Source organism: Sinorhizobium sp. 6-70 (assembly GCF_030124375.1).
Lineage (GTDB): Bacteria > Pseudomonadota > Alphaproteobacteria > Rhizobiales > Rhizobiaceae > Sinorhizobium.
Genome location: NZ_JASKLS010000003.1, coordinates 106052 through 121518 on the forward strand (window position 1 = coordinate 106052; position 15467 = coordinate 121518).

The following is a 15467-nucleotide window of genomic DNA, read 5'->3' on the forward strand; positions in this document are numbered from 1 at the left end:
CCTCTACGTCTCCTGCTGGGGTACCGGCGACATGATCCAGTATGACGTTTCGGATCCGCTCGCGCCGAAGGAGACCGGCCGCGTCAGGATCGGCGGGATCGTTGCCCGCGCAACGCATCCGAAAGCGTCGAACGGCGCACTCAATGGCGGACCGCAGATGGTGGAAATCAGCCGTGACGGCAAGCGCGTTTATTTCACCAACTCGCTCTACGGCGCGATCGACCCGCAATTCTATCCGGACGGCATCGACGGATGGATGGTGAAACTCGATGTCGGCGACAACGGTGGAATCTCCTTCGACGAGAGCTTTTTCGTCGATTGGCCGAAGGGTCATCGCCCGCATCAGGTTAGGCTCGAAGGTGGCGACTGCTCGTCCGACTCCTATTGCTATCCGTGAGGGGTGTGGGATCGTGCCCCGCCAGTACGGATGACTGATTTCTGGCCGTGGCTTTCCCTCGCCGGCCTTGGCGCCTTTCATGGCGTCAACCCGGCAATGGGCTGGCTTTTTGCCGTGGCGCTGGGGCTCCATCGACAAAGTTCGCGGATCGTCTGGCTGTCGCTCCTGCCGATTGCCGCCGGGCATGCGGTCGCCATTGCCGTCGTGCTGGCGGCTTTTATGGCCTTCGGCACCGTCGTCGACCTGCGGAGCCTCAAGCTTTTCGCGGCCGCGCTCATTCTCGGCCTCGCCGGCTATTACGCATTCTATGGGCACCGCCACCGGGTCCGGGTCGGCATGCGGACCGGAATGGCCGGCCTCGCACTCTGGTCATTCCTGATGGCGACGGGGCATGGCGCGGGGCTGATGCTGGTGCCTGCGGTGTTGGGCCTCTGCCTCGCGGACCCATCAGCCACCATCCGTCTCGGCAGTTCGCTGCCGATCTCGCTGGCGGCCGTCGCACTCCATACCGCAGCGACGCTCGCGGTCACTGCCGCGGTCGCCTTCGCCATTATCGAATGGTTCGATCTTGGAGTCCTGCGTACCGCGTGGATCAACTTCGACCTCATCTGGACACTGGCACTGGTCGCGACCGGCGTCATTCTCGTCGTGGCTTGATGCCGTCGACGATTGAGGCCACCCACGGCCGCCGTCTGGCCGTTATCTCAGCTCCGGGCCAGCGGCTGAGATAACTCGCGGTTTCAGCCTCGCGCTCAACACACGTTTTGATTTCTCTGCGCCGACCGGCTATCTTGCCACGGGGCGTGACGAAGGCGTTTGGGAGGATGGATGTCGATCCGACAACGGTCGCGCTTAAGACGTCGCCTGTTCGCACTGCTTGCCGCCGGGCTCGGCGGTATCGCGGCGGCGGCCATCAGCTTCGCCATGGCGGTATACGATGCGGCCACGCCCAATCAGGTGCCAGTCGTCGCACCAGGCGAGCCGGTCGATACCGGGCGGTGGGTTGTCACGATACATGAAGCCTATCTCAGCCCAATTCCGCCGACCGGGACGAAGCCCTTCGAGCCGGACACGTTCCTCGTGCTCGAGTTCGATCTCGACAACCGATCGGCTGCCACCAGCAACGCTTTTCATGAACTGATCTCGATTGAGAAGCCGTCGCCGGCGGCTCTTCCCGGACCCACCTATTATCTCGCCCGGGACAAGTGGATTGCCAGCGCAATCAATCCGAACATGCCGGAACGGCTGATCGCAGTCTGGGAATTATCCAGCGGCACGCCGGTCCCGCAGTCACTGCAGCTCAAGCTTCGCCGCGAGATTTACAAGCAGCGCGACAATCTCTACGGCTCGCCCGGCTGGTTCGAGGATGGCGCAGCTGCGATGGTCGAACTGGCTGTCACCCAAGGTCGTAAGGGGGCACCGTTATGATGGGTGCCGTTCGAGCGGTACTCACCCTGCTACCCGCAGTAGCGGTCCTCTATGTGATGCAGCAAAACACGCCCGGCTATGGCGAGATCACCTCGCCCATCGTGATTCAAGGCAAGGCCGGCGAGCGGGTCGAAGGCCGGGACTTTGCATTCGCGGCTGGAAACATCCATCTCGCCCGCGCTGTGAAGACGCAGAGTTTCGGCAGTGTGCGCGAATACACAACTTCCGGCGTTTGGGTGCTTGTTGAAGGAGCGGCGGTGGCCAAACGCGAAAGCCTGACGTTGATGTCGGCGGAATGGCGTGCGCCAAGCGGAGTTCGGTACGCACTGAGCGAGCGGTTCTCGACGCTTCGCGGTTACCTGCCGACGGAACGCCTTGAGCCTGGGCTCCCGAGACCTGTTCTGCTTGCCTTCGAGATGCCTGAAGCAGAGGTGCGAGGGGGGACATTGCTCGTCGCGCGCTCAGCTCTCATACCGCTCGGCGAGGAGCTATGGATCGACGTCGGTGAAAAGAACCCGACAGACATTCATCCGTCTGTTGCGCTGGAGCGGGGTAGTAGCACCATGCCCTGGATATTGAAGGTCGAGTGAGGGCCGCGCCATGAGAATGAGTGAGCGAAGCCGTTACTGGATCTGCCTCCTGGCGCTGGTAGGTGTGTTGCCTTTGGCAATTGTCGTGAATGCGTGGGACAGTCTGCGAGAAGCATGGTCCGCGAATGAAGGCTCGCATTTCGTGGTTGAAAGTGGTGCCTCGCGAACCCACGGCGGGGCTGTGTGGCGGCTTGCCGATATGAAGCGTTTGCCTGGCTCCTCAAAGGAGGCGCGCATCGTCCTGGCGGCGTTGGAAGCCTTGCCTGATGATCCCAGTATTCTTGCGCAAACCAATTGCGTCGTCCGGCTGGTGGATGCCGAGGGGCGTCGCTGGGAGCCGCTGTCGATGACGGAGCCGACTGTCCGTGAGACGTATCCGGAGATTGCCGAGAGGCCGCGTTGCAGCGCGTTGGCATTTGCAGGCTCGCAGAGAGGCAACCCTGTGAAGATGGTTGAGAGCTTCGTCGTGCCGGCCAATGCGCGTGATCTCTCACTCTCGGTTGAGTTCACGGGAGCCGGGGACGATGTTCTTCTGTTCAAGTGGACGAGCAGCTAGCGCGCTTTATCGCTATCGTATCTAGATGCCGGCTCATCGCTTTGCTTTTCCTGTTTCGTCCCGCGAGCCCCTCACGCTTTGCTTGGAACGGCGCTGGCGGCTGCCGTTTTCAACTGCGTCGCCGCAGCATGCTCCAGCACGGCCGCAAGCAGTGCGATGCGTGCAGCGTCAAGCAGAATGCCGCCATCGAGATCGCTAGGGCTGCCGATGAAGACGCTGATGGTGTCGAAGAGCATCTGCCATGTAGTCAGATCCTGCACTCCAATCAGGCGGGTCGCGCCGAACCAAAGCCAGGCGCCGATCCAGCCGATCATCCGATAGGCCACAATGAAGACAAGCAGCGTGGCGAGGCCAGAGCCGAGCGTCAGTTTCAAGCATGTCCACACCGGGCCGTAGCGCGAACGATAATCACTGACGAAGTGCTCGATGAAATCCGAGAGCCATTTGCACCATGTCTTTGCGCGCGCGTTTGACGGCTGGCCGATACGGTTCGGACGGGAAAGTTCGTAGCCATAAATGATAGCGGCCATCACGAGCCATACCATTGGCAGGAGGGCATAGAAGAAAAGGTTCCGCGACTGCGTGATCCAGTCGGGCTTGCGGACCTCTATCGGCAAGAACGTTTCCGCCGCGTGGGCCGTGGTGATCAGGCTCAGCCCGCTGCTTTGGCTGAACGCGTCGGAAAGCGGTCCGGCACCGAGCCATGCGACGAACTCGTCCTTCCAGATGGCAAGGCCGTAGAGACCGATGAATATCCAACTCGCGTCCGCAGCGACGACCAGTAGCCGCCAAAAGGTCGCCTGCGTTTGCTTGTTCATTCGCTTGGCGCCCCAGCGCACCAGCCAGCAGACACCGATCGAAAGCAGAAGACCTTGCGAACTCAGAATGTCGAAGAATTGCGCCTTCTCGCCGAACGCGACCTTGCTCAGAGCCAGTCTTGAATACCCACGCACCGTGTCGCCGAGGAAACCCCATGCGGCATAGTAGGCGAAAAAGGGGAGAATGGCGGCGCCGACGAGAGCAAGCACGCGATCGTTACGTTCGCGACCATCGGGTGTTGCGCGCTGCTGTCTGACGGATGCGAGTGCCGGCAGTCCCGGGCGCAGTGCAAGAAACATCATGACGACGACGACAAGCTTCGAGAGTACGACGAGGGAGAGGACGACCATGCCGCCCAACGGGTGTTGCAGACCGACCGCGACAGCCACCCTGAGAAGCAGGTCGCGCACGATGTAGCCGACAGCAGCAATGAGAAGGAGCTGCGGCCAGAAACGGGCAAGCAGACGGCCCGTCAGGGCGAGAGGGCCCAGAGCATCCGCGATCGACGTCATGCCCGATACATACCTGCATGCGGCGCTCGGCACAACCACCGCGCTCCATCTGGAGGGCGGCAGCTCCACCAGTGGCTGCAGCTTCGCGTCACACGTTCCGTCGCTTGCCCTCGATCAGGTCGAGCACCGCGCGCGCGGCGTCGAGGACGTGTGTGCCAGGACCGAAGACGGCGGCGACGCCGTTGTCCATGAGATATTGATAGTCCTGTCGCGGAATAACGCCGCCGCAGACGACGATGATGTCCTTGCCGCCGCGCTTCTTCAGCGCTTCGGCGAGCTGCGGCATCAGTGTCTTATGGCCGGCGGCAAGCGAGGAGACGCCGACGACGGTAACATCCTCGGCAAGCGCCAGGTCGGCGGCCTCGTCCGGGGTCTGGAACAGCGGCCCGGCGACGACGTTGAAGCCGACGTCGCTGAAGGCAGACGCGATCACCTTGGCGCCGCGATCGTGCCCGTCCTGGCCGAGCTTGGCCACCATGATCTTCGGTTTGTGGCCAAGCCGCTTGGTGACCTCGTCGAGACGCCCGGCGAGCACGCCGAGTTCGGGATCGCTTTCATAGGCCTTTCCGTAGATGTCGGTGACGACTTCCGGGACCGCGGTGTAGTCGCCGAAGGCCTGCCGCATCGCTTCGGAGATCTCGCCGACGGTGGCGCGCTCCCGCGCGGCTTCGATCGCGGCCGCGAGCAGATTGCCCTTGCCGCTCCTTGCGACCTCGGCAAGCGCTTCGAGCGTCTCCTTCACCACCTGCGAATCGCGCCGGCGCTTGGTCTCCTCGATCCGTCTGATCTGCGCCGCCCGGACGGCGGTGTTGTCGATCTCGAGGATATCGATCGGCTCTTCGTTTTCGCGCCGATACTTGTTGACGCCGACGATAACCTCCTCGCCCTTGTCGACCGCCGCCTGGCGTCGGATCGCCGCCTCCTCGATCAGGCGCTTCGGCAGGCCGCTTGCCACCGCCTTGGTCATTCCGCCCAGCGCTTCCACCTCCTCCATCAAAGCCCAGGCCTTTTCCGCGAGATCGCGGGTCAGCGCCTCGACGTAATAGGAGCCGGCGAGTGGATCGACCACCTTGGTCACGCCGGTCTCATGCTGGAGGATCAGTTGCGTGTTGCGGGCGATGCGCGCGGAGAACTCGGTCGGCAGCGCGATCGCTTCGTCGAAGGAATTGGTGTGCAGCGACTGCGTGCCGCCGAGCACCGCCGACATCGCTTCGAAGGCGGTGCGGATGATATTGTTGTAGGGGTCTTGCTCCTGCAGCGACACCCCGGAGGTCTGGCAATGCGTGCGCAGCATCAGGGAGGACTGCTTTTTCGGGCGGAAGTCTTCCATAATCTTCGCCCAGAGGAAGCGCGCGGCGCGCAGCTTGGCGGCCTCCATGAAGAAGTTCATGCCGATGGCGAAGAAGAAGGAGAGCCGGCCGGCGAAGTCATCGACGTTCAAGCCCTTGGCAATCGCCGCGCGAACGTAATCGCGCCCGTCGGCAAGGGTGAAGGCCAACTCCTGCACCAGCGTCGCGCCGGCCTCCTGCATATGGTAGCCGGAGATCGAGATCGAGTTGAAGCGTGGCATATCTTTGGCCGTGTAGGCGATGATATCGGCGACGATCCGCATCGACGGCTCGGGCGGGTAGATGTAGGTGTTGCGGACCATGAACTCCTTGAGAATGTCGTTCTGAATGGTCCCGGAGAGCTCCCGGCGCGGCACGCCCTGCTCCTCGCCGGCGACGATGAAGGAAGCGAGAATCGGGATCACCGCGCCGTTCATCGTCATCGAGACCGAGATTTTATCGAGCGGGATGCCGTCGAACAGGATCTTCATGTCCTCGACGCTATCTATTGCCACGCCGGCCTTGCCGACGTCGCCGACGACGCGCGGATGATCCGAATCGTAGCCGCGATGGGTGGCGAGGTCGAAGGCGACCGAAACGCCCTGCTGGCCGGCGGCGAGCGCCTTGCGGTAAAAGGCGTTGGAGGCCTCGGCGGTGGAGAAGCCGGCATATTGCCGGATGGTCCATGGCCGGCCGACGTACATGGTGGCGCGTGGCCCGCGCGTGAACGGCGCGAAGCCCGGCAGCGTGCCGAGATGATCGACGCCCTGCATGTCCTCGGCCGTGTAGATCGGCTTCACCGGAATGCCCTCCGGGGTGTGCCAGACGAGATCTTCCAGCGGCACCTTCACTTCGCGTTCGGCGAGCGTGGCCCAGTCTTTCAGCGGATTGGTATTTTGGCGACTGTTGTCGTTATCAGGCATTGGCTTTCCGCTCCTTCTCACCGGCGGGCGCAAACGATGATCGCGCGTTGGAGGGCATACGACTTCACTCGAACTCCATGATCAACTCGTCCACCGCGAGGCTCGCGCCAGCGACGATCGCCACGCGCTTAACCGTCGCGCGCTTCTCAGCCCGGAGGATGTTTTCCATCTTCATTGCCTCGACTACGGCGATTGCCTGTCCGGCTTCGACCGTGTCGCCCTCCTTGACCGCGATCAAGGTCACGACGCCCGGCATCGGGCAGAGCAGCATCTTCGACGTGTCCGGCGGTAGCTTCTTCGGCATCAGCCGCGCGAGTTCGGCAACGCGCGGGGTTCTGACGCGCAAGATCGCGTCGATGCCGCGCCAGCGCAGCCGGATCCCGGTGCCGACGAGATCGACCTTCACGCCCATCGGCTGATTGTCGATGTTGAAGGTGGCAAGCGTACGGCCGGGCGTCCAGTCGGTTGCGACCGTCACCGCTCTCTCGTCGGCAAAGCGAACGAAGGCGCCATCGGCCGAGGCGCCGGCCGTGACGGCAAAGTGGCGATCACCAAGGCTTGCCACCCAGTCGTGACCGACGACGCGGCGGTGGTTGCCGATCGTGCCCGAGATCTGGCTTGCGCGCTCCTGTAGCGCCTGGTTGATCGTGACCGCGACGGCCGCGAGTTTGCGTGCGTCCGCCTCGTCCGGGACGACGCCCTGGAAGCCGTCGGTAAATTCCTCGGCGATATAGGCGGTGGTCAGACGCCCTTCGCGGAAGCGTTGCTGCTGCATGACGGCGGAAAGGAACGGCAGGTTGTGCCCGATGCCCTCGACTTCGAATTCATCGAGCGCGCTCGCCATCGCCTCGACGGCCGTGGCGCGATCCGGCCCCCAGGTGCACAGCTTGGCGATCATCGGGTCATAATACATCGAGATTTCGCCGCCCTCGAAGACGCCGGTGTCGTTGCGGATGACGGTGCCGTCGTCCTTTCTGCCTTCCTGGGGCGGACGGTAGCGCGTCAGCCGGCCGATCGAGGGCAGGAAGTTACGGTAGGGGTCTTCCGCGTAGAGCCGGCTTTCGATCGCCCAGCCGTCGAGCTTCACGTCTTTCTGGCTGAAGGCGAGTTCCTCGCCGGCGGCGACGCGGATCATCTGTTCGACGAGGTCGAGCCCGGTGATGAGTTCCGTCACCGGGTGCTCCACCTGCAAACGCGTGTTCATCTCGAGGAAGTAGAAATTGCGCTCGCCGTCGACGATGAATTCGACCGTACCGGCGGAGTGGTAGCCGACGGCTTTGGCGAGCGTGACCGCCTGTTTGCCCATGGCGCGCCGCGTCTTCTCGTCGAGGAACGGGGATGGCGCCTCCTCGATGACCTTCTGGTTTCGGCGCTGAATCGAGCATTCGCGCTCGCCGAGATAGAGCGTGTTGCCATGTTTGTCGCCGAGCACCTGGATTTCGATGTGGCGGGGCTCGGTCACGAATTTTTCGATGAAGATACGGTCGTCGCCGAAGGAGCTTTTCGCCTCGTTCTTCGACGACTGGAAGCCCTCGCGCGCCTCGATGTCGTTCCAGGCGATCCTCATGCCCTTGCCGCCGCCGCCGGCCGACGCCTTGATCATCACCGGATAGCCGATGGCCGCGGCGATCCGGACGGCTTCTTCGGCGTCCTCGATCAGCCCCATATGGCCCGGAACGGTCGAGACATCGGCTTCTGCGGCGATCTTCTTCGAGGTGATCTTGTCGCCCATCGCCTTTATCGCGCCGACGGGTGGCCCGATGAAGGCGACGCCTTCTTTCTCCAGCGCTTCGGCAAAAGCGGCGTTTTCCGAAAGGAAGCCGTAGCCCGGATGCACGGCATCGGCGCCGGTCTTGCGGATCGCGTCGATGATCTTGTCGATGACGATATAGGACTGGCTGGAGGGCGAGGCGCCGATATGTACCGCTTCATCCGCCATGCGCACATGCATGGCGTCGCGATCGGCATCGGAGTAGACGGCGACCGTCGCAATGCCGAGCCTCTTGGCGGTGCGGATAACGCGGCAGGCGATTTCACCACGATTGGCGATGAGGATTTTCTTGAACATGCGTTTCTCTTTGAATCCTTTCTGTCGCGTCAGCGCCTGAACTTTCGCCGGTAGGGTAGAAGCGCAATGGAGGAGGCCGCAGCCGCGCCGCCAAAGAGGAGAGCAAAAGGGGCAATCACCATGGCCGCCGCAAGCAGCGGGTTCGCAGAGCGCGCGATGTGGGTGCCGACTGCGCCGATGTTGAGCCAGATCAGTGCGCCCGCAGCCGCCACACCCACGAGCACGCCGTAAAGGGCGTTCGTCGCCAGATAGCGCAGCATCTGCCAGTGATCGCTGCGTGCCGCCTCAGGTGTCATCACGGGGTCCGGTCCCGATTTCATAGCGTGCCTCGTTTAGAGCGGAATCGTGTCGTGCTTGCGCCAGCGCGTCTCCGCCTGTTTGTTGCGGAGCGACGCGAAGGCGCGGGCGATGCGGCGGCGCGACGAGTGCGGCATGATCACCTCGTCGATGAAGCCGCGCTCGGCGGCGACGAAGGGATTGGCGAAGCGTTCCTCGTATTCCTTCGTGCGGGCGGCGATCTTTTCCGGATCGCCGAGTTCCGACCTGTAGAGGATTTCGGTCGCGCCCTTGGCGCCCATGACGGCGATCTCCGCCGTCGGCCAGGCATAGTTGACGTCGGCGCCGATGTGCTTCGAAGCCATGACGTCATAGGCTCCGCCATACGCCTTGCGGGTGATAAGGGTGACCATCGGTACCGTTGCCTGGCTATAGGCGAAGAGCAGCTTGGCGCCATGCTTAATGACGCCGCCATATTCCTGGCTCGTGCCCGGCAGGAAGCCCGGCACGTCGACGAGCGTCAGGATCGGGATCGAGAAGGCGTCGCAGAAGCGGACGAAACGGGCGGCCTTGCGCGAGGAATCGATGTCGAGGCAGCCGGCGAGCACCATCGGCTGGTTGGCGACTACACCGACTGTCTGCCCTTCGAGGCGAATGAAGCCGGTAACGATGTTGCGGGCAAAGCTCGCCTGGAGCTCGAAGAAGTCGCCTTCGTCGGCAAGCGCCAGAATGAGTTCCTTCATGTCGTAGGGCTTGGCGGCGCTGTCGGGGATCAGGCTGTCGAGACGCATCTCGACGCGCGCCGGATCATCGCAAAAGGGCCGGACCGGCGGTTTTTCGCGGTTGTTGAGCGGCAGGAAGTCGAAGAGCAGGCGCACGTGTTCCAGCGCCTCGACATCATTTTCATAGGCACCGTCGGCGACCGAGGATTTCGTCGTATGGGTGCGGGCGCCGCCGAGCTCCTCCGCGGTGACGATCTCGTTCGTCACGGTCTTGACCACGTCTGGGCCGGTGACGAACATGTAGGAGCTGTCGCGCACCATGAAGATGAAATCGGTCATCGCTGGCGAATAGACCGCGCCGCCGGCGCACGGCCCCATGATAACCGAGATCTGCGGAATGACGCCCGAGACTTCCGCGTTGCGGCGGAAAACCTCCGCATAGCCGGCGAGCGAGGCGACACCCTCCTGGATGCGGGCGCCGCCGGAATCGTTGAGGCCGATCACGGGCGCACCGTTGCGAGCTGCCATGTCCATGATCTTGCAGATCTTTTCCGCATGGGTCTCGGAGAGCGAGCCGCCGAGCACGGTGAAATCCTGGGAAAAGACATAGACCTGCCGGCCATTGATCGTGCCCCAGCCGGTGACGACGCCATCGCCGGCGATCTTCTGCTCGGCCATGCCGAAGTCGACGCAGCGATGCGTCACATACATGTCGTATTCTTCGAAGGAGCCTTCGTCGAGCAGCACGTCGATGCGCTCGCGCGCCGTCAGCTTGCCCTTGCCGTGCTGGGCCTCGACGCGGCGCTCGCCGCCGCCGGCGCGCGCTTGTGCGCGGCGGGCCTCCACCTGTTCCAGTATGGCGCGCATGTGTCTCCTCCCGAATTCTTTCTCGCCGAGATTTTCTCGATTTTGCAGAGGCGTTCCTAGCTTCGCAATAGCGTCGAAGGTCGGATGGCAAAACGGCCGATCATGTGCGAATGTGGAATATAGAAATATGTGAAACGTAAATTGCGAAGTTGCGAACATGGCGATCGGCAAACTCTATATCGGCCGCAAGGTCCGCGAACTCCGGGAAGCCAACCGGGCGACGCAGGGGCAGTTCGCCGAGCGCATCGGTATCTCGACGAGCTACCTGAACCAGATCGAAAACAACCAGCGGCCGGTTTCGGCGGCGGTGCTGCTCGCGCTTGCGGAGAAGTTCCAGATCGATATCGCGGAACTCTCGACGGGCGAGGGCGACCGGCTCCTGTCGGCCCTGTCGGAGGCGCTGAACGATCCGCTCTTCGAAACCTATTCGCCGAGCCTCCAGGAACTGAAGCTCGTCGCCCAGAACGCCCCGGGCCTCGCGCATGCGCTGATCACCTGCCATCAGGCCTATCGCCGCAACAGCGAACAGCTTGCCAGCATCGACGACACGATCGGCCGCGGCGCCTCCTTCGTCGAGACGACTCCTTACGAGGAGGTGCGCGACTTCTTCCATTTCGTCGACAACTACATCCACGAGATCGATACGCTCGCCGAAACGCTTGCCGCCGACCTCGGCCTTGGGGAGGGGGATAATCATACGGCGCTCGCCGCCTATCTCGAGCAGCGCCATGGCGTGCGCGTCGTGCGCGGCGTCGCGGGCGACGAGGCGATCCGCCGCTTCGATCCGCGCGCCCGTATCCTGACCCTGAACCCATACGCGCCGGCGCCGACGCGCGACTTTCAGCTTGCGCTGCAGATCGCCCAGTTCCATGCCCGCGAGGAGATCGACCGGGTCGCCGGCAGTGCGGGCTTCCGCACCGAGGAAGCCTACGAAATCTGCCGGCTCGGCTTGCAGAATTATTTCGCCGGCGCCCTGATCCTGCCGTACCAGTCTTTCCTCAAAGCGGCGCGAGAATTGCGGCACGATATCGAACTACTCGCTGCCCGTTTCGGCGCCTCGCTGGAGCAGGTCTGCCATCGGCTCTCGACGCTGCAGCGCCCCGGGCAGAAAGGGATTCCGATCTTCTTTGCGCGCATCGACCGGGCGGGGAACATCACCAAGCGCCACAGCGCGGCCAAACTGCAATTCGCCCGCTTCGGGGCGGCCTGTCCGCTGTGGAACGTGCATCAGGCGTTCGAGACGCCAGGGCGGATCATTCGCCAGCTCGCCGAAACGCCGGATGGCGTGCGCTATCTCTGTCTCGCCACGCAGATCACCAAGGGCGGCGGCGGTTACCGCGCCAATCATCCGCGCTACGCCTTGGCGCTCGGCTGCGAAATCTCCTATGCCGACGCTTTCGTTTATGCCGACGACATGGATCTCGGCAACCGCGCCGCCTTCGATCCGATCGGCATCTCCTGCCGCATCTGCGAGCGCACCAAATGCGCCAGCCGCGCCGTGCCGCCGCTGAAACGCAAGCTGATCGTCGACCATGACATGCGCGGCTCTCTGCCGTATCGTTTGAGTGAGAACTAAGCCTTGCTTTTCATGGTTCTGTTCGTTTTTGAACAGACTCTGTGAGAATTTGCGTCTGTGCCTGTGCGAAATTTGGTGTAACTACAGCGCCGCGCGTCTCCTCAGACGCGCAAAGGTCGCTGTAGCACTTTGAGTGCTGCATGTTTTTATCCATAAATCGTCTTCGATTTATGGAAACATGCAGTGCGCCACATTGTCAGTATGCGGGTCAGGGAGGACATGCATATGGATTTTCGCCTGTCAGAGGAGCAGGAAGCCATCCGCGCGATGGCGCTCGATTTTGCCCGGGACGAACTCGCGCCCAACGCCATCGACTGGGACCAGCAGAAGCATTTTCCGGTGGACAAGCTGCGGGCGGCCGCCGCTCTCGGCATGGCCGGCATCTATGTCCGTGACGATGTCGGCGGCACGGGTCTCACCCGCCTCGACGCGGCGATGATCATCGAGGCGTTGGCGACGGGCTGCCCGGCTGTCGCCTCCTTCGTCTCGATCCACAACATGTGCGCCGGTATGATCGACCGCTACGGCACCGACGAACAGCGCCAGCGGCTGCTACCGCAACTCCTCACCATGGAGACGCTGGCGAGCTATTGCCTGACCGAACCGGGTTCCGGTTCGGACGCGGCGGCACTGAAGACCAAGGCGGTGCGCGAGGGCGACAGCTATGTGCTGACCGGCCAGAAGCAATTCATTTCCGGCGCCGGCGAATCCGGCCTCTATATCGTCATGGCCCGCACCGGCGACGAGGGGCCGAAGGGCATTTCGGCGTTTGTCGTCGAGAAGGAGGCACCGGGTCTGACCTTCGGCGCCAACGAGAAGAAGATGGGCTGGCATGCCCAGCCGACCCGTGCGGTGATGCTGGACAATGTCCGCATCCCGGCTGCAAACCGGCTGGGTGCGGAAGGCGAGGGTTTCAGGATCGCCATGGCCGGTCTCGACGGCGGAAGGCTGAACATCGCCGCCGCCTCGCTCGGCGGTGCCCAGGCTGCCTTCGACAAGGCGCTCGCCTATGTCCAGGAGCGGCGCGCCTTTGGCAAGGCGATCGGCGAGTTCCAGGCGTTGCAGTTCCGTCTGGCCGACATGGCAACCGATCTCGAGATTGCCCGCACCTTCCTCTGGCGGGCGGCCGCCGCGCTCGATGCGGGGGATTCGGAGGCGACCAAGCTTTGCGCCATGGCCAAGCGTTTCGTGACCGACCGCTGCTTCGCGGTCGCAAACGATGCGCTGCAACTCCATGGCGGCTACGGCTATCTCGCCGATTACGGCGTCGAGAAGATTGTGCGCGACCTGCGGGTGCACCAGATACTCGAGGGCACCAACGAGATCATGCGGCTGATCGTTTCCCGCGCGATCATGGGACGGAAATAGGAAGGATATTTCATGGAGATGCAGTCCGCTCAACCGGAGGTCATCGTCGAGCGCCAAGGCGCGATCGGCAGGCTCCGGCTCAACCGGCCGCGTGCGCTGAACAGCCTCAACCTGCCGATGATCCGCATGATCGATGCGGCCCTGACCGAGTTCGAACGCGACCCGGCGGTCGCCGCCGTGCTTGTCACCGGAGAAGGCGAACGTGGGCTTTGCGCCGGCGGCGACATCCGCATGATCTACGAGAGCGGCCGCGAGCGGCCGGAGGAAGGGGCGCAATTCTGGCGCGAGGAATTCGTCGTCAACAGCCGAATTTCTGCCTATTCCAAGCCCTATATTGCCCTCATGGACGGCATCGTCATGGGCGGTGGGGTCGGCGTTTCCGCTCATGGCAGCCATCGGATCGTCACGGAGAGGACGCGGCTTGCCATGCCGGAGACGGGAATCGGCTATTTCACCGACGTCGGCGCGACCTGGCTTCTGCCGCGTGCCCCCGGTGAGTTCGGCACCTATATCGGGCTCACCGGCCGCGACATCGGCGCGGCGAATGCGATCCACGCGCGGCTCGCCGACAGTTTTGTTTCGACGGACAGGATCGGCGACCTGATCGCCGCGCTCGCGGCGCTTCCGGCTTCGGCGAAGGCGGAGGATATTTCCGCCGCAATCCGCAGTGTTTCCAGCGAACCGTCCGAGTCGCCGTTGCACGACCATTTTTCGCTGATCGACCGCTGCTTTGCCTTCGGCACCGTCGAGGAAATCCTGGACGCGCTGGAACACGACGGCTCGGATTTCGCTCGCGAGACGCTGCAAATGCTGCGAACGCGCTCCGCTATCAGCCTGAAATTGACGCTATCGCTGTTGCGGGCGGGACACGCGAGCGCCACGCTCAACGAATGCCTGGAGCGGGAATACGCCGCGACAATCGGTATGCTCTCCAATCCGGATTTCTACGAAGGCGTGCGGGCTGCGGTGATCGACAAGGACCGCAATCCGAAATGGTCGATTGGGCTCGCGGAAGTGACGCCGCAGGTGCTCGCCCGGTTCGAGAGACACGACGGTCCGCCGCTCTTTGGGTGAAGACAGCCGTCGAACGAAAACGTGCAGGTGCAGGAGGAGAGGCACATGACGAAGATCGCCTTTATCGGGCTTGGCAACATGGGCGGCCCGATGGCCGCCAATCTGGTGAAGGCGGGTCACGCCGTCACCGGCTTCGACCTGTCGGAAGCGTCCCGCAACGCCGCGGCGAAGACCGGCGTTTCGGTCGCCGGCTCGATCGCACAAGCCGTGCGCGAGGCGGAGTGCGTCATCACCATGCTGCCGGCTAGCGCACATGTCCTTTATGTCTGGGACGAACTGCTCGGTTTCGTCGATCCGGGCACGCTCATCATCGACAGTTCGACGATCGATGTCGAAAGCGCGCGCAAGGTGCACGGCTTTGCCGACAAGGCAGGCTGCCCCTCGCTCGACGCGCCGGTCTCCGGCGGCACGGCGGGAGCCGCGGCCGGCACGCTGACCTTCATGGTCGGCGGCAGTGACGGGGCGTTTTCCCGCGGCAAGCACCTGCTCGAGGCAATGGGCAAGAAGATCGTCCACTGCGGCGATGTCGGCGCCGGCCAGGCGGCGAAGATCTGCAACAACATGATCCTCGGCATTTCGATGGCCGGTGTTTGCGAGGCTTTCGTACTCGCCGAGCGGCTGGGCCTCTCGCATCAGGCGCTCTTCGACGTCGCGTCCACCTCTTCGGGCCAATGCTGGTCGCTGACGACCTATTGCCCGGTTCCCGGCCCGGTGCCGGCCTCGCCGGCGAACAACGAATACAAGCCTGGCTTTACCGCGAGCCTGATGCTGAAGGACCTGAAGCTGTCGCAACAGGCCGCAAGCGCCAGCGGCGCGGCGACCCCGATGGGGGCGCAAGCGGCGCAGCTCTACAGCCTGTTCGAAAAACTCGGCCACGGCGGCGAGGATTTCTCTGCCTTGATCCGCATGCTGCGCGGCAACGAGGAGGTCAAGGCGGGGTAGGGCGCCGGCGTTCCACGCGCC

The 15467-nt window shown here is 63.3% G+C and carries 14 protein-coding genes; 9 read left to right on the forward strand and 5 right to left on the reverse strand.

The features are described 5' to 3' along the window. The 5 genes from QN222_RS07615 to QN222_RS07635 form a co-directional block, all read left to right on the forward strand. Positions 1 to 397: selenium-binding protein SBP56-related protein (locus QN222_RS07615; protein WP_284005349.1), on the forward strand; the 397-nt coding region annotated here is incomplete at its 5' end. 30 nt (positions 398 to 427) lie between these two features. Next, complete coding sequence (locus QN222_RS07620) at positions 428 to 1054, forward strand: hypothetical protein (RefSeq protein WP_283965207.1); 627 nt, start codon at positions 428 to 430, stop codon at positions 1052 to 1054. A gap of 171 nt (positions 1055 to 1225) precedes the next feature. Next, positions 1226 to 1825 carry a hypothetical protein gene (locus QN222_RS07625; RefSeq protein WP_283965208.1) on the forward strand — a complete coding sequence of 200 codons (600 nt, stop codon included), beginning with the start codon at positions 1226 to 1228 and terminating at the stop codon, positions 1823 to 1825. Beyond that, positions 1822 to 2415 carry a hypothetical protein gene (locus QN222_RS07630; protein WP_283965209.1) on the forward strand — a complete coding sequence of 198 codons (594 nt, stop codon included), beginning with the start codon at positions 1822 to 1824 and terminating at the stop codon, positions 2413 to 2415. The genes QN222_RS07625 and QN222_RS07630 overlap by 4 nt, the downstream gene beginning before the upstream one ends. A 16-nt stretch (positions 2416 to 2431) precedes the next feature. Next, complete coding sequence (locus QN222_RS07635) at positions 2432 to 2971, forward strand: hypothetical protein (RefSeq protein WP_283965210.1); 540 nt, start codon at positions 2432 to 2434, stop codon at positions 2969 to 2971. A 71-nt stretch (positions 2972 to 3042) separates the two neighbouring features. Here the strand turns inward: QN222_RS07635 and QN222_RS07640 are convergent, their stop codons facing one another. The 5 genes from QN222_RS07640 to QN222_RS07660 form a co-directional block, all read right to left on the reverse strand. After that, the gene (locus tag QN222_RS07640) at positions 3043 to 4302 is read right to left on the reverse strand and encodes a hypothetical protein (RefSeq protein WP_283965211.1); all 1260 of its coding nucleotides are present in this window, start codon (positions 4300 to 4302) and stop codon (positions 3043 to 3045) included. A gap of 88 nt (positions 4303 to 4390) precedes the next feature. After that, on the reverse strand, positions 4391 to 6553 hold the full coding sequence (gene scpA / locus QN222_RS07645; protein WP_283965212.1) for a methylmalonyl-CoA mutase: 2163 nt from the start codon (positions 6551 to 6553) through the stop codon (positions 4391 to 4393). Between the two features lie 64 nt (positions 6554 to 6617). After that, positions 6618 to 8621, reverse strand: a complete 2004-nt coding sequence (locus tag QN222_RS07650; protein ID WP_283965213.1) for an acetyl/propionyl/methylcrotonyl-CoA carboxylase subunit alpha — start codon at positions 8619 to 8621, stop codon at positions 6618 to 6620. Between the two features lie 29 nt (positions 8622 to 8650). After that, positions 8651 to 8941: a hypothetical protein gene (locus QN222_RS07655; RefSeq protein WP_283965214.1), complete on the reverse strand. Its 291-nt coding sequence runs from the start codon at positions 8939 to 8941 to the stop codon at positions 8651 to 8653. A 12-nt stretch (positions 8942 to 8953) separates the two neighbouring features. Then, positions 8954 to 10486, reverse strand: coding sequence for an acyl-CoA carboxylase subunit beta (locus QN222_RS07660; RefSeq protein WP_283965215.1), 1533 nt, complete (start codon positions 10484 to 10486; stop codon positions 8954 to 8956). A gap of 157 nt (positions 10487 to 10643) precedes the next feature. Between QN222_RS07660 and QN222_RS07665 the strand changes: the two genes are divergently transcribed. From QN222_RS07665 to mmsB, 4 genes are all read left to right on the forward strand, one after another. Further along, the gene (locus QN222_RS07665) at positions 10644 to 12062 is read left to right on the forward strand and encodes an XRE family transcriptional regulator (protein WP_284005350.1); all 1419 of its coding nucleotides are present in this window, start codon (positions 10644 to 10646) and stop codon (positions 12060 to 12062) included. 225 nt (positions 12063 to 12287) lie between these two features. Next, on the forward strand, positions 12288 to 13430 hold the full coding sequence (locus QN222_RS07670) for an isobutyryl-CoA dehydrogenase (RefSeq protein WP_283965837.1): 1143 nt from the start codon (positions 12288 to 12290) through the stop codon (positions 13428 to 13430). Positions 13431 to 13442: 12 nt separating this feature from the next. Then, positions 13443 to 14504, forward strand: a complete 1062-nt coding sequence (locus QN222_RS07675) for an enoyl-CoA hydratase/isomerase family protein (protein ID WP_283965836.1) — start codon at positions 13443 to 13445, stop codon at positions 14502 to 14504. A gap of 45 nt (positions 14505 to 14549) precedes the next feature. Beyond that, positions 14550 to 15446, forward strand: coding sequence for a 3-hydroxyisobutyrate dehydrogenase (gene mmsB, locus QN222_RS07680; protein ID WP_283965835.1), 897 nt, complete (start codon positions 14550 to 14552; stop codon positions 15444 to 15446). The last annotated feature ends 21 nt before the right edge of the window (positions 15447 to 15467 follow it).